The 26,481-nt window shown below is 67.0% G+C and carries 26 protein-coding genes and 1 tRNA gene; 14 read left to right on the top strand and 13 right to left on the bottom strand.

Features of this window, described 5'->3' with window-relative positions; translation table 11 throughout:
• The first annotated feature begins 16 nt into the window (after positions 1–16).
• From DFR24_RS07600 to DFR24_RS07580, 5 genes are all read left to right on the top strand, one after another.
• Positions 17–1,282, top strand: a complete 1,266-nt coding sequence (locus tag DFR24_RS07600; protein WP_133880681.1) for an acyl-CoA dehydrogenase family protein — start codon at positions 17–19, stop codon at positions 1,280–1,282.
• A complete protein-coding gene (selD, locus tag DFR24_RS07595; RefSeq protein WP_133880680.1) occupies positions 1,279–2,358 on the top strand; it encodes a selenide, water dikinase SelD in 1,080 nt (359 codons plus the stop codon). The genes DFR24_RS07600 and selD overlap by 4 nt, the downstream gene beginning before the upstream one ends.
• Positions 2,355–2,900 (top strand): cytidyltransferase, encoded by a 546-nt coding sequence (locus tag DFR24_RS07590; protein ID WP_133880679.1) that lies wholly within the window; start codon positions 2,355–2,357, stop codon positions 2,898–2,900. Before selD ends, DFR24_RS07590 begins: the two co-directional genes overlap by 4 nt.
• Positions 2,897–4,240: an alkaline phosphatase family protein gene (locus DFR24_RS07585; RefSeq protein ID WP_133880678.1), complete on the top strand. Its 1,344-nt coding sequence runs from the start codon at positions 2,897–2,899 to the stop codon at positions 4,238–4,240. The genes DFR24_RS07590 and DFR24_RS07585 overlap by 4 nt, the downstream gene beginning before the upstream one ends.
• Before the next feature lie 419 nt (positions 4,241–4,659).
• Entirely contained in the window at positions 4,660–5,835 is a 1,176-nt protein-coding gene (locus DFR24_RS07580) for a serine hydrolase domain-containing protein (RefSeq protein ID WP_133880677.1), read from the top strand.
• Positions 5,836–5,961: 126 nt separating this feature from the next.
• On the opposite strand, the gene dbpA is transcribed toward DFR24_RS07580, so the two are convergent.
• Positions 5,962–7,347, bottom strand: a complete 1,386-nt coding sequence (gene dbpA / locus DFR24_RS07575; protein ID WP_246051549.1) for an ATP-dependent RNA helicase DbpA — start codon at positions 7,345–7,347, stop codon at positions 5,962–5,964.
• A 160-nt stretch (positions 7,348–7,507) separates the two neighbouring features.
• Here dbpA and DFR24_RS07570 point away from each other — a divergent pair, with 160 nt between their 5' ends.
• Both DFR24_RS07570 and DFR24_RS07565 read left to right on the top strand, forming a co-directional pair.
• Positions 7,508–8,266, top strand: coding sequence for a sulfite exporter TauE/SafE family protein (locus DFR24_RS07570; protein WP_210772618.1), 759 nt, complete (start codon positions 7,508–7,510; stop codon positions 8,264–8,266).
• 120 nt (positions 8,267–8,386) lie between these two features.
• Positions 8,387–9,784, top strand: a complete 1,398-nt coding sequence (locus tag DFR24_RS07565) for a TAXI family TRAP transporter solute-binding subunit (RefSeq protein WP_133880676.1) — start codon at positions 8,387–8,389, stop codon at positions 9,782–9,784.
• Positions 9,785–9,804: 20 nt separating this feature from the next.
• Here the strand turns inward: DFR24_RS07565 and DFR24_RS07560 are convergent, their stop codons facing one another.
• The 4 genes from DFR24_RS07560 to DFR24_RS07545 all read right to left on the bottom strand — a co-directional run bounded on the left by DFR24_RS07560 (position 9,805) and on the right by DFR24_RS07545 (position 12,694).
• On the bottom strand, positions 9,805–10,635 hold the full coding sequence (locus DFR24_RS07560; protein ID WP_133880675.1) for a hypothetical protein: 831 nt from the start codon (positions 10,633–10,635) through the stop codon (positions 9,805–9,807).
• Positions 10,632–11,018: a hypothetical protein gene (locus tag DFR24_RS07555; protein ID WP_133880674.1), complete on the bottom strand. Its 387-nt coding sequence runs from the start codon at positions 11,016–11,018 to the stop codon at positions 10,632–10,634. The genes DFR24_RS07560 and DFR24_RS07555 overlap by 4 nt, the downstream gene beginning before the upstream one ends.
• 153 nt (positions 11,019–11,171) lie before the next feature.
• A complete protein-coding gene (locus tag DFR24_RS07550) occupies positions 11,172–11,834 on the bottom strand; it encodes a carboxymuconolactone decarboxylase family protein (RefSeq protein WP_133880673.1) in 663 nt (220 codons plus the stop codon).
• On the bottom strand, positions 11,831–12,694 hold the full coding sequence (locus tag DFR24_RS07545) for an SDR family oxidoreductase (RefSeq protein ID WP_133880672.1): 864 nt from the start codon (positions 12,692–12,694) through the stop codon (positions 11,831–11,833). Before DFR24_RS07545 ends, DFR24_RS07550 begins: the two co-directional genes overlap by 4 nt.
• Positions 12,695–12,892: 198 nt before the next feature.
• Here DFR24_RS07545 and DFR24_RS07540 point away from each other — a divergent pair, with 198 nt between their 5' ends.
• From DFR24_RS07540 to DFR24_RS07520, 5 genes are read left to right on the top strand one after another with little or no spacing between them, the layout of a single operon-like run.
• On the top strand, positions 12,893–13,663 hold the full coding sequence (locus DFR24_RS07540) for a GH25 family lysozyme (RefSeq protein ID WP_133880671.1): 771 nt from the start codon (positions 12,893–12,895) through the stop codon (positions 13,661–13,663).
• A complete protein-coding gene (locus DFR24_RS07535; protein ID WP_133880670.1) occupies positions 13,664–14,566 on the top strand; it encodes an alpha/beta hydrolase in 903 nt (300 codons plus the stop codon).
• A 51-nt stretch (positions 14,567–14,617) separates the two neighbouring features.
• Entirely contained in the window at positions 14,618–15,208 is a 591-nt protein-coding gene (locus tag DFR24_RS07530; RefSeq protein ID WP_133880669.1) for an RrF2 family transcriptional regulator, read from the top strand.
• A gap of 40 nt (positions 15,209–15,248) precedes the next feature.
• On the top strand, positions 15,249–16,460 hold the full coding sequence (locus DFR24_RS07525; protein ID WP_133880668.1) for an NAD(P)/FAD-dependent oxidoreductase: 1,212 nt from the start codon (positions 15,249–15,251) through the stop codon (positions 16,458–16,460).
• A 40-nt stretch (positions 16,461–16,500) separates the two neighbouring features.
• On the top strand, positions 16,501–16,941 hold the full coding sequence (locus DFR24_RS07520) for a cupin domain-containing protein (RefSeq protein WP_210772619.1): 441 nt from the start codon (positions 16,501–16,503) through the stop codon (positions 16,939–16,941).
• A gap of 77 nt (positions 16,942–17,018) precedes the next feature.
• Here DFR24_RS07520 and DFR24_RS07515 read toward each other — a convergent pair whose 3' ends face one another.
• Positions 17,019–17,459: a carboxymuconolactone decarboxylase family protein gene (locus DFR24_RS07515; RefSeq protein WP_133880667.1), complete on the bottom strand. Its 441-nt coding sequence runs from the start codon at positions 17,457–17,459 to the stop codon at positions 17,019–17,021.
• Positions 17,460–17,580: 121 nt separating this feature from the next.
• Here DFR24_RS07515 and DFR24_RS07510 point away from each other — a divergent pair, with 121 nt between their 5' ends.
• Positions 17,581–18,498 carry a LysR substrate-binding domain-containing protein gene (locus DFR24_RS07510; protein ID WP_133880666.1) on the top strand — a complete coding sequence of 306 codons (918 nt, stop codon included), beginning with the start codon at positions 17,581–17,583 and terminating at the stop codon, positions 18,496–18,498.
• A gap of 230 nt (positions 18,499–18,728) precedes the next feature.
• Here the strand turns inward: DFR24_RS07510 and DFR24_RS07505 are convergent, their stop codons facing one another.
• Entirely contained in the window at positions 18,729–20,345 is a 1,617-nt protein-coding gene (locus DFR24_RS07505; RefSeq protein ID WP_133880665.1) for a flavin-containing monooxygenase, read from the bottom strand.
• Positions 20,346–20,486: 141 nt separating this feature from the next.
• A tRNA-Arg gene (locus DFR24_RS07500) sits at positions 20,487–20,563 on the bottom strand.
• A 178-nt stretch (positions 20,564–20,741) separates the two neighbouring features.
• On the opposite strand from DFR24_RS07500, the gene DFR24_RS07495 reads away from it, so the two are divergent.
• The gene (locus tag DFR24_RS07495; protein WP_133880664.1) at positions 20,742–22,031 is read left to right on the top strand and encodes a TolB-like translocation protein; all 1,290 of its coding nucleotides are present in this window, start codon (positions 20,742–20,744) and stop codon (positions 22,029–22,031) included.
• 9 nt (positions 22,032–22,040) lie between these two features.
• Here DFR24_RS07495 and DFR24_RS07490 read toward each other — a convergent pair whose 3' ends face one another.
• The 5 genes from DFR24_RS07490 to DFR24_RS07470 form a co-directional block, all read right to left on the bottom strand.
• On the bottom strand, positions 22,041–22,940 hold the full coding sequence (locus tag DFR24_RS07490) for a hypothetical protein (protein WP_133880663.1): 900 nt from the start codon (positions 22,938–22,940) through the stop codon (positions 22,041–22,043).
• A gap of 130 nt (positions 22,941–23,070) precedes the next feature.
• Entirely contained in the window at positions 23,071–24,501 is a 1,431-nt protein-coding gene (locus tag DFR24_RS07485) for an aldehyde dehydrogenase family protein (protein ID WP_133880662.1), read from the bottom strand.
• A gap of 51 nt (positions 24,502–24,552) precedes the next feature.
• Positions 24,553–25,227 (bottom strand): transglutaminase-like domain-containing protein, encoded by a 675-nt coding sequence (locus tag DFR24_RS07480; protein WP_133880661.1) that lies wholly within the window; start codon positions 25,225–25,227, stop codon positions 24,553–24,555.
• Positions 25,228–25,334: 107 nt separating this feature from the next.
• A complete protein-coding gene (locus DFR24_RS07475; RefSeq protein WP_246051548.1) occupies positions 25,335–26,225 on the bottom strand; it encodes a pseudouridine synthase in 891 nt (296 codons plus the stop codon).
• Positions 26,226–26,232: 7 nt separating this feature from the next.
• Positions 26,233–26,439: a SlyX family protein gene (locus DFR24_RS07470; RefSeq protein ID WP_133880660.1), complete on the bottom strand. Its 207-nt coding sequence runs from the start codon at positions 26,437–26,439 to the stop codon at positions 26,233–26,235.
• Positions 26,440–26,481: the final 42 nt, after the last annotated feature.

The raw sequence follows: 26,481 nt of genomic DNA, 5'->3' as shown, positions 1-26,481 counted from the left end.
GACAGAGGAGAACCGCATGACCGACGCCGCCGCGAGCTTCGAACCCAGCGAGCGCGTACGCGCCTACACCGCGCGCTTCCGCCGCTTCCTCGACGAGGACGTCGCTCCGCTCGAAAAGGCGCTGGCCGACGAGAAGGTGGGAACGCCCTGGCAGCCGCATCTCGACGCGGCCGGGCGCATGCATCCGACGGTCTGGGAGGCGCGGCGCAAGGTGCAGCGACGATCCGGCGAGCTCGGTCTGTACGCGCCGCACATCGCAGAGGAATTCGGCGGCGGCGGCTTCAGCCGCGTGGAGATGCATCACGTCGAGGAATACGTGTATCGCCAGTCCGGGCTGGGACTGGGCCTGGCGGCATTGGCCTGGACCGAGGGCCCGAACCCGGCCAGCCCGTACATGTCGGCATCGCTGCGCGAGCGCTACCTGACGCCGCTGATGAAGGGCCAGATCACGACGGCCTTCGCCAACACCGAGCCGGGCGTCGGCAGCGACGTGCTCGCCATGAACACGTACGCCAAGCGCGACGGCAGCGACTGGATCATCAACGGTCGCAAGGCCTGGATCACCAATCCGCACTTCGCCGACTTCATCCACGTCACCGCCGTGACCGAGCCGGGCGCCGGCTCGCGCTCGCTGTCGATGTTTATCGTCGACGCGAAGACGCCGGGCTTCAGTCGCGGCATCGACATCCCGACGATGATCGACGACGGCCTCACCGGCGAGCTCGAGTTCAAAGACGTTCGTGTGCCGGCCGAGAACCTCGTCGGCGAGGTCGGAGACGGCTTCGCGCTCGGCATGTCGTTCATCAACTGGCGGCGCGTCTGCCGTGGCGGCATGTGCGCGGGCTGGGGCGAATGGCTGGTCGAACGCGCCGTGCAGCGCGCGCACTCGCGCAAGGCCGGCGGCAAGACCATCGCGGATTACCAGGCCGTGCAGCACCTGATCGCGAACATGGACATGGACGTCTACCAGGCGCGCGCCACTTCACTGGTGGCGCAGACGCGGCTCGACCAGATCGGCTGTTTCAAGATTCCGCTCGACAATGAAGCGCATCGCCTGATCAGCCTGATCAAGGTCATCAACGACCAGGCCTTCTACCGCGTCTGCGACAACGCGATCCAGGTGCACGGCGCCTCGGGGCTGCGGCTCGGATCGCCGGAAGAAAAGCTGTTCCGCATCGCACGCAACCTGCGCATCCCGGCCGGCACGACCGAGATCCAGTTCAACGCGATCGCGCGCGGCGTGTTGCAGCGGAACAAGACGAAGCCGCAGCCGGCGCCGTGAACGCGACGGCGCGCCGCCTGACGCAGTACGCCGCCGGCGGCGGCTGCGCCTGCAAGATGCCGCAGTCGATGCTTGGCAATGTCCTGCAGACGGTGCGCGCCGCCGGCCTGCCGAAGCTGGACGCCGATCTGCTGGTGGGACTCGATGCGCCGGACGATGCCGCGGTGTACGCCGTCGACGCCACGCGCGCGTGGATCGTGACCTGCGATTTCCAGACGCCCGTCGTCGATTCTCCGTTCGATTGGGGACGCGTGGCTGCGGCCAACGCCTTGTCGGATGTCTACGCGATGGGCGGACGGCCGCTGCTGGCGCTGAACTTGCTCGCGTGGCCGGCCGAGCTGTCGCAGGACATGCTGGCCGACGTGCTGCGTGGCGGCGGAGCCGTCGTCGCAGAAGCGGGTGCGCTGATGGTCGGCGGTCACAGCATCGTCGACGCGGTGCCAAAGTTCGGGCTGGTGGTGATCGGCGAGGTTCATCCGCAACGCATCCTGCGCAAGGGCGGTGGCAGGGCGGGTGACCGGCTGGTGCTGACCAAGGCGCTGGGCGTGGGGATCGTGGGCACCGCGATCAGGCGCGGGCAGGCGGGCGGGGACATGATCTCGCGGGCGCTGGCGAACATGACGCGGCTCAACGCGAGCGCGGCGCGCGTTGCGAGCGAGGCGGGACTGCTCGGCGCAACCGACGTCACGGGATACGGGTTGATCGGACATCTCCACGAGATGGGCCGGGCGGCTGGCCTTGGCGCGCGCATCTGGATGGAAGATGTGCCGGCCCTGCCCGGCGTGATGGACCTGATCGCGCAGGGCTGCGCGCCGACCGGTTCGCGTCGCACCTTGGAGAATGCGCGGGAGCAGGGCTGGTTCGATCCCGGATCGCTGGATCTCGCAGGGCAGTTGCTGCTCGCGGATGCGCAGACCTCGGGCGGGTTGTTGCTTGCGGTGCCGTCGCAGCAGGCTGATGCGCTGGTCGAGCGGATTCGTGAAGGCGGCGATTCGATGGCCGCCATCGTCGGAGAATTCGTGGACGACGGGCAGGCCGGTTGCGTGCGCGTCGTCGAATCGCGGAGGCCAGCGTGATCGCGCTCGGATGCGTGACCGGCCGCTTCCAGCCGGTGCATGAGCAACACCTCGAACTCTTCGGCATCGCGCTCGCGCAGTGCCGTCACGTGATCGTCGCCGTGACGAATCCGGACACCGGTGCGCGTCACCAGGAACCCACGTCGGCGCATCGCCACACGGCGTCGGCCAATCCGTTCACCTATTTCGAACGCGTGCGCCTGATCGAGGCAGCCGTCCACGAGCGCGGCGGGTCGGAGCGCATCACGATCGTTCCGTTCGATCTGACGCGGCGCGACCTGTGGCCGCAGTACGTACCGACGACGGCGCGACATTTCGTGCGCACGTTCAGCGATTGGGAACGGCAGAAGGCGGGCTGGTTCGCCGACGCCGGCTACGAGGTCACGGTGATCGACGGCGATCCGTCGAACCGGATCTCCGCCAGCGACATCCGTGCCGGCATGCAGCCGGGCGATGCGCGCTGGCATCCGCTGGTGCCGCGGGCGACGGTTGCGCTGCTCGCCGAGCTGCTGGCGGACCGTCCCATCGGAGAACGCGGATGACGAACAAGCCGATCCGCTACGGCGAAGACCAGCCGCGGCTCGACGACGACCGGCTGCCGATCGTGCTGGTGCTGCTGGACGGTCTCGGCGACCGGCCCATTCCCGAACTGGATCACCGCACGCCCTCCGAGGCGGCCAAGACCCCGGTGCTGGACCGGCTGACGCGACGTGGCGCATCCGGCTGGCATATCCCGATGGGCTGGGGGCGCGCGCCGTCATCCGAACTGGCGCACTGGGCGATGTTCGGATTCAGCGACGTGCCGTTTCCGGGGCGCGCGGTGCTGGAGGCGATCGGCGCCGGAATCGACGTGCCGTTCGGTGTCGCGACGACGTTCGCCTCGCTGCGTACCTCGGAGGTCGCCGACGGACGTGTCTGGATCACCGGCCGCGCCGCGCGCGACGACATGCCGGATGCCGATGCGCTGCTCGCGGAACTCACACCGTTCCTGCGCGAGCAGTACGGCGTGCGGCTCGACCCGATGGGGCGTGGCGAGGCGCTGATGCAGTTCGGCGCGCATGCGAAGGGCGGTGTCACCGATTCGGACCCGTTCTTCGAGCACCTGCATCCCTGGCTGAAGGTGCGTGCGATCGGCGCGACGACGCAGGACCTCGCCGACGACATGAATCGCGTGCTGCTCGCCGTGCGCTGCCGGCTGATGGAAAGCCCGGTGAACCGCAGGCGCGTGGAAGCCGGCCGGCCGGCGCTCGACGTGCTCAGCACGAAGTGGTCGGGCGCGCGCGAGCGGATTCCGGATTTCGTCGAGCAGACGGGTGTCGCCGGGGCCGCGGTCACCGATTCGCGGATGTATCGCGGCCTGGCAGGACTGCTCGGCATGCGGCAGCGGCATCTCGCCCCGAAGGCGGACTACGCGGCCGACCTGGCGGAGCGCATCCGCGTCGCAGAGGAACTGATCCGCGACGGCGCGCAGTTCGTCCACGTGCACACCAAGGTCACCGACGAGGCCGGGCACACGAAGAACCCTTTCGCGAAGCGCGATGCGCTGGAAGCGCTGGATCCTGGCCTCGCCGGGCTCGAAGCGCTGGCCGACCAGGCCATCGTCATGGTCACCGGGGATCACGCGACCCCGTCGGTCCATGGCGTGCTGCACACCGGCGACCCGACGCCGCTGCTGCTGGTCGGCCCGACCGTGCGCGCGGACGAGGTCGTCGAATTCGGCGAGCGCCCCGCGCGTCAGGGCTGGTTCGGCGTCGTGCAGGCCCACGAAGTGATGCCGCTGCTGTTCAACCACGCGAACCGGCCGATGTTCCTGGGGCATCGGGCGACGCCCCGACAGACGCTCGCCTTGCCGGATCAGCCGGAGCCGATGCGGCTGGAATGAGGGACCGCCGTAGCCCGGACGAAGTCCGGGGTTGCGCTCCGTTATTCGAGGGGAACCCCGGGTTTCACCCGGGCTACAAAATAAGAAGGCCAACGCAAAGGCGCAGAGAACAGCAAAGAAAGGCGCAGAGGATCAATAGAAAACCCTTTGCGCCTTTCTTTTTCCTTTGCCGTCGCTGCTTCAGTCGCAGCTCCGTTGCGTTAGCCGTTGATGTAGAACGGCAGGACCCGTAGCACGGGCACCGGAGCGGTCGACCTGCCCACATGGCTAGGTGCCGGAACGCTCGCGCGCTCGCATGCTTACGGCCGCTGTGGTCCGATCGGGCAGGGTGCAAGCCCGGTCTTCAAGCCCGGCCCGTTTGCAGGCACGCTAGGCCACTTGCTTCATCGTTCAATCCCTACAAGACACGAGGAGATCCCATGTCGCTTCAGCAATCACTCGACGCCGTCCTTCAGCGTGGTGTCCAGCCCGGCGGTGTGCCGGGCGTCGTCGCGGGCGTCACCAATCGCGAGGGCACGCTGTACGAAGGTGCGTTCGGCGTTCGCAAGATCGGCACCGATCTGAAGATGACCAAGGACTCGGTCGTCCTGATCGCGTCGATGACCAAGGCGCTGACGTCGACGGCCGCGCTGCAGCTGGTCGAGCAGGGCAAGCTGGATCTCGACAGCCCGGCCTCGAAGTGGCTGCCGGATCTGGGCAAGATCCAGGTGCTCGAAGGCTTCGACGCCGACGGCAAGCCCAAGCTGCGTGCGCCCAAGCGCGCGGTCACGCTCAAGCATCTGCTCACGCACACGGCCGGCTTCTCGTACCAGTTCTTCAACGAGAACCTGCAGAAGTGGCAGGCCGCCACCGGCGCACCGGGCTTCACGAGCAGCGCCTACGCCTCGCTGACGATGCCGCTGATGTTCGATCCGGGTGAGCGCTGGGAATACGGCGTCAACATCGACTGGGCCGGTCTGCTGGTCGAGAAGGCGAGCGGCCAGAAGCTCAACGACTATCTGCTCGAGCACGTCATGAAGCCGCTGGGCATGACCAGCACGTCGATGAAGATCAGCGCTGACATGCGCAGCCGGCTGGCCGTGATCCACGCCCGCCTGCCCGACGGCGGACTCGCGCCGCTCGATCTCGAGATTCCGCAGGACGCGGAAGTCGACATGGGCGGGCACGCGCTGTACGGCACCTGCGGCGATTACCTCAAGTTCGTGCGCATGATCCTGAACAAGGGGCAGGGCGAGAAGGGCCGCGTACTCAAGGCCGAGACCGTGGAAGCGATGTCGAAGAACCAGTTCCCCGAGGGCATGGAAGTGCCGTCGATCGTGTCCGCCGACCTGTCGCTGTCGAACCACTTTCCGCTGCCGCCGGACAACCCGCACTTCTGGAGCCTGGCGTTCATGATCAACTCCAAGCCGCTGCCGACGGGTCGCAAGGGCGGCAGCCTGATGTGGGCGGGCCTGGCGAACTCGTACTACTGGATCGACCCGACCAGCGGCGTCGGCGGCGTGTACCTGTCGCAGATCCTGCCGTTCGGCGACATCAAGTCGCTGCCGCTGTTCTTCGAGTTCGAGGCGACGACGTACGCGGCGCTGGCGGCGTAATCACGCGGCCGTAGCCCGGACGAAGTCCGGGTCGCGGACCGAAAGATGAAAAACCCCGGGTTGCACCCGGGGTTTTTTCCAATCCTTCGCCGGGCTACGCCGCGATGAAGCCGCGGCCAACCCACCCTACGTCCAGGCGATCGGCCGGACGCGGAAGTTCTTCCCCTTGATCTTCCCGGCGCGCAGCCGCTCGAGCGCGGTCTTCGCGTGCTTGCGATCGATGGCGACGTAGGTGCGCGTATCGAAGGTGCTGATCTTGCCGACCGCTTCCTTCGGCAGCCCGGCGTCGCCGGTCAGCGCGCCCAGCAGATCGCCCGGCCGCAGCTTGTCGCTGCGCCCGCCGTCGACGCACAGGGTCACGACGGTGGCCGTCATCGGACGATCGGCCGAGAACGTATTCGGCAGTTTCTGCGTCGCGATCTTGATGCCGAGCTTGGTCTCGACGGCGAGCAGGCGGCTGACCTCACGGTGCGCGAACAGGTGCAGCGCCAGCCCGCTCTTGCCCGCGCGACCGGTACGGCCGACGCGATGCACATGCGAATCGGGATCCAGCGGCAGCTCGTAGCTGATCACGGCCGCGAGATCCTTGATGTCCAGGCCGCGTGCCGCGATGTCGGTGGCCACCAGCACGCGCACGCTGCCGTTGGCGAAGCGCACGAGCACTTCGTCGCGCTCGCGCTGCTCGATGTCGCCGTGCAGCCCGAGCACCGAGAAGCCGCGCGCGGCGAGCTGCTGCTCGACGTCCTGCGCGTCCTTCTTGGTGTGGCAGAAGACCAGCGCGGACTCGGGGCGGCGCACGCTGAGCAGGTGCGCGAGCGCATCCAGGCGGCGCGTGGGGTCCACTTCGAAGAACGTCTGCTCCACTTCCGGAGCGGCCGCGGCCGTATCGACGCTCACCTCGAGCGGCTGCTTCTGCAGGCGGCGGCTGACGTCGCGCACCGCGTCGGGGAACGTGGCCGAGAAGAACAGCGTCTGTCGCGAGGCCGGTGCCAGTCTCACGATCGCGTTGCTGGCCTCCTCGAAATCGCCGTCGAGCATGCGGTCGGCCTCGTCGAGCACCAGCACACGCAGGCTGCCCAGGTCGAGCGTGTTCTCCTCCAGATGCTCGCGCACGCGCCCGGCCATGCCCACGACGATGTGCGGATCGTGTTCGAGCGAGGCGAGCTGCGGACGCTTGGAGATGCCGCCGCTGAGCACGGTGACCTTGACGTTGGGCAGGCAGCGCGCGAGACGCCGGATCTCCTTGGAGATCTGGTCGGCGAGTTCGCGCGTCGGGCACAGCACGAGTGCCTGCACCTTCACCAGCGACGGGTCGATGCGCGAGAGCAGCGCCAGCCCATAGGCCGCGGTCTTGCCGCTGCCGGTGCGCGCCTGGCCGATCACGTCGCGGCCTTCGAGCATCGGCGGCAGGCTCTGCGCCTGGATCGGCGTCATCTGCACGTACTCGAGCGACGCCAGGGCCTGGAGCAGCAGGGGATTCAGCGGCAACTGGGTGAACGGCCTGGGTTCCACGGATTCATCCTTGTTCGGGACAGCGACCGCGCCGGGAAATCAGGCGCGGGGGCGCGGATTGTGAGGCCATGCGCGATGCGATGACATTCGGTGAGAAAATCCCGCACCGGATCGGTGCCTCGGGTCGATCCGCCCCGCAGCATGCAAAAGGAATCTTCTGTTGCCGGACAGCATCCTGATCGGCCTGATGATCGCGCTGAGTTTCGTCCTGGCCGGGTGGGTCAAGGGCGTGGTCGGCATGGGCCTGCCGACGACGGCGATGGCGCTGCTCTCGCTGATGCTGGCGCCGGCCGAAGCCGCGGCGCTGCTGGTGGTGCCGAGCATGGTCACCAACCTGTGGCAGCTGTTCGCCGGGCCCGCATTCTGGCCCTTGCTGCGCCGGCTCGGCCTGATGGTGGTCGCGATCTGCGTCGGCACCGCGCTGGGCATCAGCCTGCTGACCGCCTCCGAGTCGCATTGGCCTTCGTTCGCGCTGGGCGTGGTGCTGGCGATCTACGCCGTCTTCGGTCTCGTCGCGCCGCGCCTGTCGGTCCCCGCGCGACTGCAGCCGGTGCTGTCGCCGCTGGTGGGCCTGGTGACCGGCCTGTTCGCGGGCGCCACCGGCGTGCTGGTCTTTCCGGTCGTGCCGTACCTGGGCGCACTGAACCTGGACAAGGAAGAACTGATCCAGGCGCTGGGCCTGTCGTTCACGGTCTCGACGATCGCGCTCGGCATCGCGCTGGCGATGACGGGCCGCTATTCCACGGGTGTCGCCACGACTTCGCTGCTCGCGGTGCTGCCGGCGCTGCTGGGCATGCTGATCGGCCAGCGCGTGCGCGACCGTCTGGATGCGGCGGCATTCCGGCGATGGTTCTTCTACGGGATGCTCGTCGTCGGCATCGTCATGGTGGTGCGCGCGGCGATGCGGCTGGCGGGGTAGCCCGGGTGAAACCCGGGGCTTCTTTTGCAAATCGAGGAAAGCCCCGCGTTTCACCCGGGCCACGAGGGCCGATCTGATGCAAGCTCTGCGCTGAATCCCGTACACGCAGAAGCCTCCCCGATGACCGAGCCTGAACCCGGCACCAAGAAGACCCGTCTCGATGCCGCGCGTCGCCGCTTGCTGGCGTTGCGACCGGTGTCGCTGGTGTCCTGGCGCGACGCGGTGGCCACGCTGGGTCCGATCATCCTGATCAGCGGCCTCGCCATCGTCGCGACGCTGCACTTCGTCAGGCCTGCCCCGCCGCGCACGCTGACGATGGCCGGCGGTCCCGAGGGCAGCAACTTCCGCACGATCGCACAGCAGTACCGCGACATCCTGGCGCGCAACGAGGTGGATCTGGTGATCCTTCCGTCGCGCGGATCGGCCGACAACCTGGACCAGTTGGCGGAGAACAAGGTCGATATCGCGCTGGTGCAGTCCGGCGTCACGCGTGCGAAGAAGCCCGAGGACCTGGTGTCGCTGGGCACGATGTTCCGCCAGCCGGTCTCGATCTTCTATCGATCGGACAAGCCGTTCACGCGACTCTCCGAGATGGAGGGCATGCGCATTTCGATCGGTCGTGAAGGCAGCGGCACGCGCTTCCTCGCGCTGGCGCTGCTCAAGGGCAACGGCATCGAGCCCGGCGGCGCGAGCCAGCTGCTGGACCTAGAAGGCGAGGGCGCCAAGCAGGCGCTGCTGTCCAAGCAGGTCGATGCGATCTTCCTCTCCGGCGATTCGGCCAGCATCAAGACCGTGCGCGACCTGTTGCACGAGGACGGCGTGCGGCTGTTCGACTTCGTGCAGGGCGAGGCCTACGAGCGTCGCTTCCGTTATCTGAACCGGCTCGAGTTGCCGCCCGGTGCGTTCGACCTGGGCGAGAACCTGCCGGATCACCGCATCACGATGATGGCGCCCACCGTCGAACTGCTCGCGCACTCCCACCTGCACCCGGCGTTGTCGGATCTGCTGATCGAGGCGGCGCACGAGGTGCACAGCCGCGCGTCGCTGATGCAGAACCCCGGAGAGTTTCCGCACCCCATCGAACACGATTACCCGATGAGCGACGACGCCGTGCGCTACTTCAAGTCCGGCAAGGGCTTCGCGTACCGCTTCCTGCCGTTCTGGCTGGCGAGCCTGGTCAATCGGGCGGGCGTGGTGATGCTGCCGATTCTCGTCGTGCTGATTCCGGGCCTGCGCTTCGCACCGGCCCTGTACGGATGGCGCATCCGCAATCGCATCTACAAGCGCTATGGAGAACTGATGGCGCTCGAGCGCGTGGCGATGGAGCCGATGACGCCCGAGCAGCGCAAGGCCCTGCTCGAACAGCTCGCCGAAATCGAACGCGCCATCATCAGCGTCAAGGTGCCGGGCGCTTTCGCCGACCAGATCTACATCCTGCGGCGGCACATCCACTTCGTGCGCGAAAGCCTCGTCCCGGGTGTGCCGAAGAATTCGGACGACGACGTGCTGGTGAGCTGAGAAGCGCTACGCGCGCAGGGCTAGTAAGGGGCGGTCAAGCGCTCGTACGCGAGATCGTTGAAGTCGTGCAGCATCTTGCTCGAGGTCAGGCCCTTCGCGTCGAGGCGACCGGAGAACAGCTTGCCCTCGGCGGCCCACACGAGCCGCCCGGCGTCGACGTCGGCCCATTCCCATTCGTGCAACGGGAGCGGCGTGTCCTGGTCCTTCGACTTCAGCGCGTGCTCGTCGAAATAGCAGCCCCGGCCGACCGGATGATCGATGGTTTCGTGAGCCCGCTTGAGCAGGGTCCAGCGATCGTTGATCCGCTTGCGGAACGTGGTGATCCTGCTGCGCTTGCCGTTGGACTCGCGCCCGGTCAGTTCCCATCCGTCACGCTGGAGGCGCAGGTAGTAGACGCCGGGACACTCGCCGCCGTAGCTGTCCTTCCAGGGATAATCCCTGCGCTGCTTGAGGCCCGAGCCGTCGAGGAACTGCTTGTGGCCGTAGCCGTCGTTGAGCCAGAACTCGCGATTGTCGATGAACAGGCCGCCGCCGTTCCAGCAATCGCCCTTGGGCCATAGCCCGGTCGCCTTCAGGTAGGGCGCCCTGGACACCGCGGTCCAGGAACCCAGGACCTCCGAATCCCAGCGGCCGTTCATCGCGAAATAAAGGAAGTGCTTTCCGTCCGGCGACAGATCGCATCGCCGCTCGTAGATGCGGCCATACAGCCACTGTCCGACTTCGAACGAATCGTTGCTGCGGTTCCAGCCGATGACGCACACCTTGCGCGTCGGGCCCCGGCGAATGACGACGCCCGTTGCCGCGTCGCGGGCCAGCAGGACATGCAGGCGCGCGGGGAAAGGGCCGCTCATGGGTTCACCACGTTCCAGTTGTCGTCGCAGCGGTGCGGCTGGCGAAAATCCCCGAAATCCGTGCAGCAGTAGTTGAGCGAAAAGCGATCCATGATCACGCTCAGGGTCTGCGGCGACGCATGGTTCGTCGTCGTGATGAAGCAGACGGCGCCGCTTTCGTTCTCGTGCAGGGAAAGCCGGTAGGCGCTGTCGTATCGCGGATCGATCGCTTCACCCGAGATTTGCGTGCCCTCGCCGGAGATCCACTTCAGCGAATGCAGCAGGGTTTCGAGAACCCGGCGGATCTCGGCTCGAGGCCCGAGGTCCTCGGCCAGCATTCCTGGCCACTGCGTGAAAGGACCCAGACCAGGTGCCGCCCTGTACATCCAGAAATTGAAGCTCATGTGGACCCGCGCGAGAAGGGGCCGCGGCAAGGCGGCGCAAGTGACGTGTCAACGATGACGCAGACACGCGGGACGGGTAAAGCGGCATCCCGTAGCCCGGGTGAAACCCGGGGTTGCGCTCCGTTTGCGAGGGGAACCCGGCTTTCACCCGGGCTACGGTGACGGGCGGACGAGGCTCGCCGGTCCGTGGATCGGCGCCCGCGCGAGCTGCTCTTCGGCGCCCTCCTCCAGCGGCAGGCACGCACTGTTGAGCACGCCGGCCAGCATCTCGTAATGACCCACCAGCATCGTGATCTCGAGGCGTTGCCGGGTCGCGAAGTGTTCGCACAGCAGGGCCCAGGTCGCGTCGGCGATCTGGCGTTGCCGGTGCAAATCGTCGGTGGCCGCCAATAGCGCGCGCTGCCGTGCGGACCAGCCGGACGCGTCCGGGCCCTGCGGCAGCCGTCCGATGTCGTCGACCGAGACGCCGGCGCGCAGGCCGATCGCCACATGCTGACCCCATTCGTAACGGCAGCGGCAGTTCCACGCCACCCGCAGGATCACCAGCTCGGCGTCGCGACGATCCAGCGTGCCGAACGGCATCAGCCTGGAAGCGAACCGCAGCCATGCCCAGAACAGATGCGGATGCCGCAGCAGCAACAGGAAGACGTCGGGCACGACGGTGGAGCCGGTGCGTTTGCTGCCCCACTTCGCCCCCACTCGCAGCAGCACGCGCAGCGGAAAGCTGATATGCGACAGCGTGAGCGGCGCCACGCGCGGCGGGCCGGTGTCGAGCCATCCACCCGGTGGCGCGATCTGCTGCTCGACCGGCGTCACGGCGCGGACCGCCGCTGACGCTTCGCGATGGCGTAGAGCTGGTCGTTCATGAACCGCATGACGAGTTCGTACGGCCACGCGAACTTGCGCAGGAACCAGTAGCCGATCCGCACGTCCGGCGAGGTCAGCACGAGGTAGCGGTTCTTGCGGATGCCGTCGAGGATCTGCACGGCCACCCTTTCCGGCGTGATGGCGTGCTTCTGGAATCGCGTCCGCATCTTCACGACGTCGGGCGCGGCGGTGTCGATGCCGACGATCTGCACGGTTCTGACCAATCCGGTGTCCACCGCGCCGGGACATACCAGGGTCACGCCGATGCGGAATCGCTTGAGATCGAAGCGCAGGACGTCGCTGACGCCACGAAGGCCGAACTTGCTGGCGCTGTAGGCGGCGTGCCAGGGCAGGGCGAACAAGCCCGCGGCCGACGACACGTTGACGACATGTCCACCGCGCTTTGCTTCGATCATCGGCGGCACGAAACAGCGCAGGACGTGGATAGGCCCCATCAGGTTGACGTCGATGCAGCGGCGCCAGTGTTCTTCGCCGAGCGCGGCGATCGAACCCCAGATCGCGATGCCCGCGACGTTCATGACCACGTCGAGGCTGCCGTGCGCCTCGTGCACCGCGCGGGCGAAATCCTCGACGGACGTGGCGTCGCTGATGTCGAACGCACGGACCATGCGGACATCGCCACCGGTGCTGCGGATCTGTTGCGCGACCTCGTCGAGCAAGGGCCCGTTGACGTCGGTGAGGAACAGCGCGGCGCCTTGGCGGGCCGCTGCCATCGCGACCGCGCGGCCGATGCCGCTGGCGGCGCCAGTGATCAGGCATTTGCGTTCACGCAGCGACGTGATGGGCATTCCAGGATTTCTCGGGCAGAGCTTGCGACCATGATAGGCGTGGAGGCTCGGCGCGGTCCCTTCGCCGATACGCTTCGTCACCGGGGGGCGCTCGTGCAGGCGTCGCAGAATTTGCACACAAGTTGCGCGGGCCTTCCACCCTTCGAAACCATCCGCTTCGCACACTGACTCCCGTCATCACCATCACGACGACGGGACATGGAACAGGAACGGCTCGCGCGGCGGGCAGCGGTGGCGATCGGGATGTCGCTGGCCCTGATCGCGGGTATCGGCGTCGGCACGCTCTATCTCGGCCTGACCCGCTTCAATCACCCGGCGCTTTCGCAGTTCCCGGTGCAAGGCATCGACGTGTCGCATCACCAGGGCGAGATCGACTGGGCGCGGATGGCGCAACGTCCACGCTTGCGCTTCGCCTACATCAAGGCGAGCGAGGGCGCGACGCTGCGCGATCCGCGTTTCATCGCCAACTGGTCCGGGGCATCGCGGGCCGGCGTGGTGCCGGGCGCGTATCACTTCTTCACGTTGTGCCGGTCGGGCGTCAAGCAAGCCGAAAACTTCGTCGGCGCGATGGCGCAGGTGCGCGGTCCGATGCTGCCGCCGGCCGTGAACCTCGAGTTTGGCGGCAACTGCAGCAAGCGGCCGACGCAGGACGTGTTCCGCGCCGAGCTGCTCGCATTCAGCGTCGTCGTGGAATCGGCACTCCGATGCCGCCCGATTTTCTACGTGACACCCGAATTCCACGGCGCCTACGTCGCCGGTCGTCTCGACGGCCCGGCGATCTGGTTGCGCAACATCTACCGGATGTCGGAAGGAAGAGGCGAGGACTGGCTGTTCTGGCAGTTCGCGAATCGCGGGCGGATGAAGGGCGTGACCGGCTTCGTCGACCTCGACGTGTTCCATGGGAACACCGCGGACTTCGAGCGCCTCCAGTGCGATCGGCACACGCCTTCGTCGGGACGGAGCATCTGAGTGTTCTTCGGGATCCTGAAACGCGTGCTGCGCTGGGCGCTGCTGCTTGCCGCGATCGGCGTGAGCGTCGTGCTGTGGCGCATCGGCTCCACGCTCGTCCGGCCGCAGCCGGCTTCCATTCCGGAGCGTGCGCTAGGCATGGCGCACGAGCAGGTGAGCTTCGAGAGCGCGTCGGGCAGTACACTTCACGGCTGGTACGTTCCCGGCAGCGGCAAGGCCGGAACGGTCGTGCTGATGCACGGTGCGCGCTCCAATCGCCTGAGCATGGTGAATCGCGCAAGGTTCCTTCACCGGCAGGGTTACGCCGTGTTGCTGTTCGATTTCCAGGCACACGGTCAGAGCCCGGGCCGGCACATCACGATGGGATACCTGGAAGCGCGTGACGCGGCGGCGGCGGTGGATTACGCGCGCCGTCGCCGGCCGCACGATTTCATCGGCGCCATCGGCACGTCGATGGGCGGCGCCGCCGCGGTGCTGGGCCGCGAGCCGCTGCCGGTCGATGCCTTGGTGCTCGAGGCGGTCTATCCGGACATCCAGCGCGCGCTCGGCAACCGCCTGGATCTTCGCTTCGGTCCGAAGGGGCGATGGCTGGCGCCCCTGCTGCTTGCGCAGCTCCCGCCGCGTCTGGGCATCGTGCCGGGAAGCCTGGCGCCGGTGCACGGCATCCGCCAGGTCGAGGCGCCGCTGCTGCTGATCGCAGGCAGCAAGGATCGGCGCACGACGGTGGTCGAATCCGAGGCGCTGTTCGCGGCGGCACCCGAGCCCAAGGCACTGTGGGTCGTACGCGGCGCGGGGCACGTCGACTTCGCGAAATACGCAGGTTCTGCCTACGAACAGCGCGTGCTGTCGTTCTTCGAGCAGGCGCGCCGGGACGCGCTGATCCAGCACGCGTCGCTGCACTGAGCATCGTCTCGTGCATTGACTTTCTTAACGCGGACAAATACGGTCCGCGTTATGGCGCACCTCTCGAGCAAGGTCGAATACGGACTCCACTGCCTGCTGTGGCTGGTGGAGCCGCGCGAGGAACCCGCGAGCAGCCGCGACCTCGCGGAGCTGCAGGGCATCTCGCCGACGTTCGTCGCCAAGATCTTTCCGAAGCTCGAGAAGGCCCGCATCGTCGTGGCGGTGGGCGGCGTGCGCGGCGGCTACCAGCTGGCGCGGCCGGCCGGCGAGATCTCGGTGCTCGACGTCGTCGATGCGATCGAGGGCGGCAAGCCGCTGTTCGAATGCCAGGAGATTCGTGGGCGCTGCGCCGTGTTCGGCGACAAGCCGCCGTCCTGGTCCACGAACGGCGTCTGCGCGATCCACGCCGTGATGATCCGCGCCGAGCAGAGCATGCGCGCCGAACTGGCCCGCACCAGCCTGCAGGACATCGCGCGCACGGTCGGCCGCAAGTCGCCGGCCGACTTCGCGCACGAGGTGCGCGGATGGTTATCCGGGCGCGCAGGCGCACGCACGGAGGTGCGGCTGGCGTCGCTGGGTGCTCCCGCAGCAAAGCGAATTGCACCTCGTGCGATACCCAGGAAGCGCAGAACCGATACATGACATCCGCGACGTTCGACGTCGCCTCTCGAGGAGATCGCGCATGACTCAACGCATCCTGATCATCGGTGCCGGCTTCGGCGGCATGTGGGCGGCACTGGCCGCGGCGCGCGCGCTCGATCTGGCGGGCAAGACGGACGGTTCCATCGAGATCGCCGTCGTTGCGCCCGAAGCGACGCTCGGCATCCGCCCGCGCTATTACGAGGCCGATCCGGGTTCGATGGCCGCGCCGATCGGCGAACTGCTGGAAGTTGCGGGCGTGCGTTTCATCGCGGGAAAAGTCGAGCGCATCCGCACCGGACTTCGCGAAGTCGACATCATCGGGGCGGACGGTCGCTCGTCCTCGCTGGGCTACGACCGCCTCGTGCTGGCCTCGGGCAGCTCTCTGGCGAATCCGAATCTTCCCGGTCTGAAGGCGCACGCGTTCAACGTGGATCAGCGCGACGAAGCCGTGATACTCGAAACGCACCTGCGCCTGCTCGCCGGGCGTCCGGCCGACGCGTCACGCAACACGGTGGTCGTGGTCGGCGGCGGATTCACCGGCATCGAGACGGCAGCCGACATGCCGTCGCGTGTTCGCGCCGTGCTGGGTGCGCAGGCCGACGTTCGCGTCGTGCTCGTCGAGCGCGCCGAACAGATCGGTCCCGAGCTGGGCGCTGGTCCGCGTCCGGTGATCCTGCAAGCGCTCGAGCACGACGGGGTCGTCGTTCGTCTGGGGGCTTCGGTGACCCAGGTGGACGAGGGCGGCGTGAACCTGTCCAACGGAGAGCGCATCGCGGCGAGCACCGTCGTGTGGACGGCCGGTCCGGTGGCGAGTGCGTTGACGCAGCAGGTGCCGGGACGTCGCGATGCGCTGGGACGCCTGCATACCGCGACGGATCTTCGCGTCGATGGCGTGGAGCATGTCTTCGCCGCCGGCGACGTTGCACTGGCGAAGACGGACGATCTGGGCCATCACGCCTCGATGTCCTGCCAGCACGCGATGAGTCTCGGACGATCCGCCGGTCACAACGCGGCCTGCGACCTGCTCGGACAGCCGACGCGTCCGTATCGCCAGGAAAAATACGTGACCTGCCTGGACCTCGGTCCCTGGGGCGCGGTGCTGACCGAGGGCTGGGATCGCAAGGTCGTGCTGCAAGGCGTGGAGGCCAAGCAGCTCAAGCAGCAGATCAACTCGGTCTGGATCTATCCGCCGCCGGCGATCCGTGCCGAAGCACTGGCCGCCGCCGATCCGGCGCGGCTCGTCGTCGCCTGAACAACGTGTCCCGAAGTTCCCATCCCTGGAGAGAGAAAAAATGAAGAAGACGATGGTTGCCGCAACGCGCGTGGCCACTGGCCTGCTGCTGGCTTCGACCCTGCTCGCGGCGTCGCCGGCGATGGCTGACGGCAAGCGCGAGACGATCGCACCGGCCTTCGCCAACGCCATCCCGAACATTCCGGGCAAGAGCATCATCGCGGCCGTCGTGACCTATCCGCCCGGTGGAACCTCGCCGGCGCATCACCACGCGAAGTCGGCGTTCGTCACTGCCTACGTGCTGTCCGGCGCCATACGCAGCCAGGTCGACGACGGGCCCGCCAAGGTCTTCAAGGCCGGCGAGAGCTGGTCGGAAGCGCCGGGTGCGCGCCACACCGTCAGCGAGAACGCCAGCAAGACCGAGCCGGCGTCGCTGCTGGCGATCTTCGTCGTCGACACGACCGACACCGAGCTGACGACGTTCGACCAGCACACGCACTGAGGGCCGTAGCCCGGGTGCAACCCGGGGCTTTTCCTCGTTGATGGAGGAGAGCTCCGGGTTGTACCCGGGCTATGGGTTCACACCGGCATCTTGCGAAAGCCCACCGAGAACCGGTTCCACGTATTGATCGCGCCGATCAGCAAGCTCAGGTCCGTGATCTCTTCCGGCGTGAAGTGCGGCTTCACGCGATTCCAGACGTCGTCGGGCACGCGCGTCTGCGCCACCAAGGTCAGCGACTCGGTCCATTCCAGCGCCGCACGCTCGCGATCCGAGAAGAACGGCGTTTCGCGCCACACCGTCACCGCCGCCAGCCGCCGCTCGGTTTCGCCGCCCTTGCGCGCATCGGCGTAGTGCATGTCGACGCAGAACGCGCAGCCGTTGATCTGCGAGGCGCGCAGCCTGACCAGTTCGGCCAGCGGCTTTTCGACGCTGGACTTGGCGATGTGCTGTTCGAGGCCATGCATGGCCTTCATGGCGGCGGGGCTGCTCTTGTAGAAGTCGAGGCGGGTGGTTTCCATCGCAGGTGCTCCTGGGTTCGAGGGCTCGGCGAGCCCGGTGTTTGGCGAGAGAAAGCTTAGATTTCGTGACAATCCTCGATAAGATGGCGAAACATCGATAAATCGTCTCAAAAACAGGACAATGAGCCCGGACCTCAACGACCTTCGGTTCTTCGCCCTGGTCGTCGACCACGGCGGCTTCAGTGCGGCCGAACGGCATGCCCACATCACCAAGTCCAAGCTCAGCCGGCGTATCGCGCTGCTCGAGGATCGCCTGGGCGTGCGCCTGCTCCAGCGCAGCACACGGCGGCTGGCGCTGACGGATGCGGGGCGCGTGTTCTACGAGCACTGCGCTGCGATGGTGGTCGAGGCGGATGCGGCCACGACCGCCATCGAGCAGTTGCGCAGCGAACCCTCGGGCACCGTGCGCATCACCGCGCCGATGGTGCTCTCACAGCATCAACTGGCGGGTCTGGTCGCGGAGTTCATGCGTCTGCATCCGAAGGTGCGGGTCGAACTCGACGCCAGCGATCGAATCGTCAACCTGATCGAGGAGCGCATCGACATCGCATTGCGTGCCACGGGGTCGAGCCATGCCGAGCCGGGACTCGTCGCCCGTCGCGTGACGTCGGGCCGGCGCGTCATGGTGGCGAGTGCGGGCTATTTCGCGAACCGTGCGTTGGTGATCGAGCCCGGGCAGATCACGCGCGATGGCCACGACACGATCGGGACGCTCGCGGAAGGAGCCGAACAGACCTGGGCGCTGACCGCGGCCGATGGTCGCGACCTGCGGCTGACGCATCGGCCGCGCTTGCTCTGTTCCAATTTCGTCGTGCAGTACGAAGCCGCGCTGGGCGGCGTGGGCATCGCGTTCCTGCCCCTGCGCCAGGTGTGGCAGGCCTTGCACGACGGCCGGCTGCTGCGCGCGGCCAAGGACTGGGGCACGTCGGAGCGCGACATCCACCTGTTGTTCGCGAGCCGTCGCGGCATGTTGCCGGCGGTGCGGGCGATGGTGGATTTCCTGGTGGCGCGGATTCCCGCGGCGATGGCCGAATACTGACGCGACCCGTCCTCCGGTGCATCGCATCTTCCGCGAAATTGCCGGTCAGCCCGTCGCGGCTTTTCGGGCTGCTGCGAAGCGCAAGCACGGCGATGAACGTGGAACTGGAGGGGGCCCGGTCTCCCGTGTTCGCCTCGTCGGATCGCGGTCCGGCGCCGACCCTTCGGCGCCGGGTACCGCAGCCCCGATCGGCGTCTCCGGTATTCCGGGACGCGATCGGGCGCTTCGATTCAACGGATCTCGAATCCCTCGTAGCCTTTGCGGGCGACGTCTTCACAGGCCTGGCGATAGTTGCCGACGTGGACGTACGACAGTACGCGCCGCGGTTTGCCTGCGATGTTGGCGCCGGTCCACCACGAGTCGACCTTCGCGATCAGCGTCGCATTGGTCACCTCGTCGTGATGCTTGACCCAGTTGTCCTCGAAGGCCTGGGTGGCTTCGACCACCTTGTCCTTGCCGTTCTTCTCGACGTAGCCGATGCAGTCGGTGATCCACTCCACCTGCTGCTGCAGGCAGGTCGGCAGGTTGCAGAACGCAGCGGCCGGCGCCAGCGGCGCGGCCGAGGTGAAGAAGTTCGGGAATCCGTGCTTCTGCAGGCCCATTGCCGTCGTGATGTCACGATCCCACAGGTCCTTGATCGCCACGCCGTCGCGGCCGCGGATATCGATCGCCGTGATCGCGCCGGTGGCCGCATCGAAGCCGGTGGCCAGGATGATGACGTCCAGCGGGTACTCGGCATTGCCGGTCTTGATGCCGGTCTCGGTGACGCGCTCGATCGGCGATTCCAGCAGGTCGACGATGTGGACATTCTCGCGGTTGAAGGCCTCGAGGTAGCCGATGTCCAGCGGCGGACGCCGCGTGCCGAAGCCGTACTTCGGAATCAGCTTGTCGGCGGCGCCGGGCTTGGTCAGGCGGCTGCGCATCTTCTCGCGCATGAACTCCGAGAGCTCTTCGTTGGCGACCGGGTCTACCAGCACTTCGCCGAAGTTGCCGCCCCACATGATCAGCGAGCCGTCGGCGTACAGGTCCTCGAAGATCTTGCGCCGCTGTTCCTTCGTGGTGTCGGCCCAGGGCGTGGTCTGCATGTTGAAGGCGAAGCCGGCGAGCGAGTGCTTGACCGCTTCACCGGTCTCCTTGTGGCGCGCACGCGTGGCCGCGCGGTCGGCGTCGGTCAGCTTCGGGTTGCGCATCGCGATCGCGTACGTGGGCGTGCGCTGGAAGACGAACAGCTCGCCGACCTGGCTGGCGATCGTCTGAATCACCTGGACGCCGGTCGCACCGGTGCCGATGACGCCGACGCGCTTGCCGCGCAGGTCCATCCCACCCTTGGGCCAGCGCGAGGTGTGGATGAACTGTCCCTTGAAGTTCTCGTGTCCCTTGAACGGCGGCACCTTGGGCTCGGTCAACGGCCCCAGGCACGACAGCAGGTAGCGGCACCGGACCGATTCACCCTTGTCGGTCGTGACCACCCAGACGTTCGAGGCCGCATCCCACTTCGCGGCGGTCACGCGCTGGCTGAAGCTGATCATCGGCCGCAGGTTCAAGCGATCGGCGACGAAGTTGAGATAGCGCTCCGTTTCTTCCTGGGCCGGGAAGCGCTCGCTCCAGTTCCAGTCCTTGAGAAGTTCGTCGGAGAACCAGTACTGGTACACATCCGAGGCGGAATCGGTGCGCGCACCGGGGTAGCGGTTCCAGTACCAGGTTCCGGCGACGCCGGTACCGGCTTCGAAACCATGCACGTTCAAGCCCATCTCGCGCAGTCTGTGAAGTGCGTAGAGTCCGGCGAAGCCGGCGCCGATGACCACGGCATCGAGGGTTGCCGGCGACGTATTTGCAGGTGCGTTCATCGTTCTTGTCTCCTAGTGAATATGAGAGCGGGCCGCTTCCGCAGGGCGTTCTCCAGCGGTGGGCGCGCGCTCGACCTCAGTATATCGCCGTCGGGTCCGGCCCCATCCCTTTACGCGCTGGGACGATCGACACGCGAAAATTGGCGCGCCCGACAGGAGTCGAACCTGTGACCCTCGGCTTAGAAGGCCGATGCTCTATCCAACTGAGCTACGGGCGCGTGGCGACATTCTAGAAGAGGTGCCCGCTGTGGCGTGCGCGTCGTGCTCGTGGTATCGGCGCAACCCGCGAGCGGTGCAGCTGCAGACGAAGGAGGTCCGGGGGCCGCTGCTAGACTTCCTGCGGACGGGTGAAGCAGGGCGATTCACCCGGCATGGCGGCGCAACGGGGAAGCGACGATGCACCTGGTAATCCTGATAGCCGTGATCGTTCTGATCGCGCTGCTGTTCGCGAACCTGCGGCCGCGACGCGATGCGGCGGCCAGCCTCGGGACATCTTCCCTGGCGGATGGCAGTGGCGCGCATCCGGTGGCCTTCATCTCGCGCGGCAAGCTGTTCCATCAGGCGCCGGGGCAGCCATTGCGCGAGATCCAGAGCCCTTACGTACAAGGCGTCATGGACCGGATGGAGCGGTCGAGGCAGCTGCATGGCTGGAAGCAGGGCACCTCGTTCGGAACCTCGTTTGCGCGTCGCGACCCGAACGAGGCCTCGCCGCAGATGGGCATCCAGGCCACGTCGGCGCAGTTCATGCCGGGTGATCGCATCCTCTATTTTCTGAAGGACGACCGTTTCGGCGGCCTGTTCGAACAGAACCTGTCCGACGGCACCGAAAGGCGCCTGCTGCACAAGCAGAACCTGTCGTTCGAGGATCTGCGTGTGAGCGGCGACGGATCCAGGATGCTGTGTACGCAGCGCGCCGCCAACGGCACCGCGAACATCTGCGTCATGGATCCCGACGGCAGCGGGATCCGCGAAATCACCGGAGGCGACACGACCGACACGGCGCCGGCCTGGATTCCGGGCAAGCCCGACCAGTTCGTCTTCCAGTCGGCCGGCCTGGCGCGCAATGCGCAGGGCTACGTGATGGCCCTGGGCCCCTCGTCGATCCAGCTCGGCGACATGACGAAGGACACGCTCACGGCGGTGCGCGAAGATCCGCAGCAGGATTTTCTGCAGCCGCGGGTCGGCGTCGACGGTTCGCTGTACTTCATCAGCCGGCCGTATGAAGTCCCCCGATACGGAACGTCGAACATGCTGCTCGACATGCTGCTGTTTCCGTTTCGCCTGCTGCGAGCCGTGTTCCACTACCTCAACTTCTTCTCGCTGATGTACACGCGAAAGCCGCTGACGACGGCATCGGGTCCGGCGATGAATGCCGATCTCAAGGAGATTCTGCTCAAGGGCAAGCGCATCGATGCGGAAGAGGCGCTGCGCAAGGGCGCGCTCGTCAACGGCGTGCCTTCGCTGGTCCCGGCCTCGTGGCGGCTGGTCTGTCGCAGGCAGAGCGGCGAAGAGCACGTCATCGCCACGCATGTGTCCTCATTCGACATCGCGCCCGACGGCACGGTCCTGTTCTCGAACGGCAACGGCGTGTTCGCGGTGAGGTCGGACCACGCGCCACAGGTCTTGCTGCGCGACCACCTGATCGAGGAGGTGGTGGCGCAATCGGCGTCGGTTGCCGGGGTCTGAGGCGCCGGCTCAGGACGACGGCGCCGCCTTGAACTGCGCCTGCTTCTCCTTCCGGTACGCCGCAACATCGTCCTCGCCGATCTGCGCGGCGTAGCGGCCGATGGCGGTCAGCCACAGATCCAGGCTGCTGTCGAACCGTGTGCTCGCCGCACGGTCCGGCGCCTGCGCCGAATGGGCCTCGATCGCCAGCGCGTAGCGCATCGCGTTGCGCTCCACCGAGCCGCGCAGGCCGCCCACGGGCCTGGGCTTTCCATCCTTGCCAGGCTCGGTGCTGAAGCCGATCTTCTCGCTTCCCTTGGTCGACAGGTAGGCCTGCGTCGCGAGGCGGGCGGTCAGTCCGTAGGAGTACGAATAGACCATGCGCAGCACGCTGCGCCTGGCATCGAGCGCGAGTGCTTCGACGTCGAAACGATAGTCGCGCGTGCCGACCGGGCCCTTCTTCGCCGTGAGCAGCAGATGCACGTAATCGGGCTGGCGCGCGGTCAGCCTGAAGTCGAACGTCGCGGCATAGGCCTCCTTCGCGGGCTGATCGAAGCGGCGCGACAGGCGCACCGCCAGCTGCTTCGCATCACCGTCGCCGACGGGTGCGCAGGCCACGACATTGGGTGTCAGCAGCAGCACCTCGCACCACGACGCTGGACGTTCCAACGTGGCGACCAGGCGATCCAGCGGCTGATCGATCTCCACCAGCACCTCGCCGCGCAAGCTGCCGCGCGCCTCGGTGGATTCGATGCGCATCGGGCGGCCGAACGCGCTGGCGCGCAGCGCGGGCGCTGCATCGGTGTAGAGCTGACGTAGCGATTGCGACGAGGGCGCGGCTTCGTCGGCCTGCGCGACGGGTGCGCTCAGACAGAAGCACGCGAGCGTCGTCGCCAGAAGAATACCGGTGAGCCGAGGACCTCGATTCATGCGTGTTTCCCCGACACTCGACCACAGGGTCGTCGCGCCGTTTGGAAGGGGACTGCTGTCGGGCACCGGCATCAGCAGATTTGATGCCCGTACGTGGCTTGCTGACGCCGCGCCCGGAGCCCAGGCCGCATTACGCAGGATCACGGATCACGAGCAGGCGATGCTCCGTCATGTCCTCGATGGCATAGCGGACGCCTTCACGTCCCAGCCCGGATTCCTTCACGCCGCCGTACGGCATGTGATCGACGCGCCAGGAAGGGACGTCGCCAATGATCACGCCGCCGACCTCGAGCCGGTCCCACGCCTTCATCGCCTGGTCGATGTCGCGCGTGAACACGCCGGCCTGCAGGCCGTATTTCGTGTCGTTGACCCGGTCCAGCGCGTCGTCGAAGTCCTCGTAGGGCGCGAGCGTCGCCACAGGCCCGAAGGCTTCCTCGGCATCCAGCTTGCAGCCGGACGGGACGTTCTCGAGCAGCGACGCCCGCAGCATCGAGCCTTCGCGCGGGCCGCCGCACAGTTTCCTTGCGCCCTTGGCGATCGCTTCTTCGATCCAGCCTTCGAGCCGGCGCGCCTCGTCTTCCGAAATCATCGGACCGATCGTGGTCTTCTCGTCCTGGGGATCGCCATGCACGAGCGCTTCGACGGCGGCCGTCAACTTGTCGCGGAACTGCGCATAGCGCGACGAATGGATGAGGATGCGCTGCACCGAGATGCAACTCTGCCCGGACTGGTAATACGCGCCGAACACGAGGCGCGGAATCACCTTCTCGACGTCGGCGTCCGCAGTGACGATGCAGGCTGCGTTGCCGCCGAGTTCCAGCACCACTCTCTTGCGGCCCGCGCGGGCCTTCAGATCCCAGCCGACTTTCGGCGAGCCGGTGAACGACAGCAGCTTGAAGCGTTCGTCGGTGGTGAAAAGGTCGGCGCCGTCGCGCGAGCAGGGAAGGATCGAGAACGCGCCTTTCGGCAGATCGGTCTGCGCCAGCACTTCTCCGATGATCAGCGCGCCGATCGGTGTGCGGCTGGCCGGCTTGAGCACGAACGGGCATCCGGCGGCGATCGCGGGCGCCACCTTGTGCGCGGCGAGGTTCAGCGGAAAGTTGAACGGCGAGATCAGCGACAGCGGACCGATCGGGACGCGCTTGTGCATGCCGCGATAGCCCTGCGAGCGCTCGGTGACGTCCATGCTCATGACACCGCCGAGGTCGCGGCTGCATTCGTCAGCGGCGAGGTTGAACGTGTCGATCAGTCGCGTGACTTCGCCGCGCGAATCCTTGATCGGCTTGCCGGCCTCGATGCACAGCGACAGCGCCAGTTCCTGCTGGCGGCCGGAGAACTGCCGGGCGCAATGACGCAGTACGGCCTGGCGCTTGAACGCGGGGAAGCGTGCCATCGCCGGTGCCGCGCGCTGCGCAGCGGCGATCGCCTTTTCGATATGTTCGGCGCCGGCCAGCGCGACGCGGGTCGCCGGCTTGCCGCTGTACTTGTCGGTGACGACGAGGTCGGCGTTGGGTTGCTGCGGCGCGTTGGCGAGGTAGAACGGATAGCGGTCACGCAACACGGGCGGGCTCCAGGCAATGCGATGCCTGCAGCCAGCAACAAACGGTCCCCGCTACGGGTTGCGCGTCTCGCGTTCGACGTCGCGGTCGAAGTCGCCGGTGTCGAGCCGCTTCATGCCGGGATATTCGCGCTCGAACAGCGCGAGCATGTCGTCCAGCGGCACGTCCGCGTGCTCGCCGCGGAAACCCAGGTACTCCATGTGACGCTGCCCGGTGAGATCGAACGGGTGATAGATCGAATCCTCGGTGCCGTCGAACTCGAGCGGCTGCAGCTTGAATTTCTCGCACAGCGACAGGTTGAACGCGGGCGTCGCCTTCACCCAGCGATCGTTGAGAAAGATCGACGTGTAGCCGTGGTAGTAGAAGACGTCGGTGCCCATGCTCTCGCGCAGACGCTCGGTGGAGAGATGGTTCTTCACGTCGGCATAACCCATGCGCGCCGGGATGCCGATGGCCCTGCACGCCGCGGCGAGCAGCACGGCCTTGTTCACGCACCAGCCGCGGCCGAGTTCGAGCACGCGGCTGGCGCGCAGGCCGCCGACGCTCAGATCGATGATGTAGGGGTCGTAGCGGATGCCGTCGCGGATCGCGTAGTACAGCCGCACGGCGCGCTCGCGATCGCTGCCGGGTCCGCCGGCGGCTTCCTTGGCGAAGGCAGCGACGGCCGGATGATCGAAATCGACGAAGGGGGTCGGGGCGAGGCAGTCGGCAGGTTCGGGTGCGGTCATGTCGTACGGGTTGGCATGTCGTCGGCGTAGCCCGGACGAAGTCCGGGGTCTCTCTCGCAAATCGAGCAGTGATCCCGGACTTCGTCCGGGCTACGGGTGTCTCTGGATCATAACGAGCGCCGGCTCTCGAAGCGCCGCAGCCGGCCGTCGAGCGGGTCGGTGAATTCGAGCGCGCGCGCCAGCAGCTTCATCGGTGACGCGTAGTCATCCGGCTCTTCCGGCAGCAGCGCGGGATACAGCGGATCGCCGACGATCGGGATGCCGAGCGCTGCCAGATGCACGCGCAGCTGATGCTTGCGGCCGGTCACCGGAAAGAGCCGGTAGAGGTTGTGTTCGCCGCGCCGCTCGGCGACTTCGATGCGGGTTTCGCTGTTGGGTTCGCCGTCGACCTCGCGCATGCGGAAGAACGGTTCGCCGTCGACGAGGCGGCTGCGATGCAGCAGCGGCAGCGAAAGATCCGGGCGATGCGCCGCGATCGCCTCGTAGGTCTTGAGAATCCGGCGGCGCGGGAACAGCCCCTGGTAGGCGCCGCGCGTCGCGGCGTTGATCGAGAACAGGATCAGACCGGCGGTGCCGCGATCGATCCGGTGCAGCGGGACCAGATCGGCCAGATCGTGCTGGTGACGCAGACGTGCGAGCAGCGTCTCGCGGACGAAGCGGCCGGAAGGAGTGACCGGCAGGAAATGCGGCTTGTCGACGACCAGCAGGTGTTCGTCGCGCCAGAGGACGTCCGCCTCGAACGGGATCCTGGGCTCGTCTTCGATCTCGCGGTAGTAGTGAAGGTCGGCGCCGACGTGAACCGGAGCGTCGGTCGCCAGCGGCTGCCCGTTTGCGTCGGTCACGAGGCCGCGTGCGAAGCGGCGCGTCCATTCTTCCGCCTCGATGGCGGGGAACCGGGCGAGCAGGAATTCGAGCGCCGTCGATCCGAGTCCGGCGGTCACCTGGATGTGGCTGGCGGCGACGCCGGCGCGATCGGGCAGGCTGTTCAAGGGGCCCAAGGACCCATCAGTAATGCGGCGGTATTTCGTCGGCCGGCGTGCCCTTGTAGACGGGCTCGTTCATCGACTTCACGCGATCCAGCAACTGCCGCACCAGGCTTTCGAGCTGGTCGATCCGCTTCTGCTGGCGCGCGAGGGTATCGCTGAGCGAGCGGATGGATTCGTCCTGGTAGGCCAGGCGGGTCTCGAGGTCGATGAAACGGTCTTCGGTCATGCGCGAAGGATACCGGCGCCACCGTAGCCCGGGTGAAACCCG

The sequence above is a fragment of the Panacagrimonas perspica genome (assembly GCF_004364935.1).
Classification (GTDB): domain Bacteria; phylum Pseudomonadota; class Gammaproteobacteria; order Nevskiales; family Nevskiaceae; genus Panacagrimonas; species Panacagrimonas perspica.
Note: the sequence above shows the minus strand (reverse complement) of the source record. Positions and strands in the feature narration are given on the sequence as shown.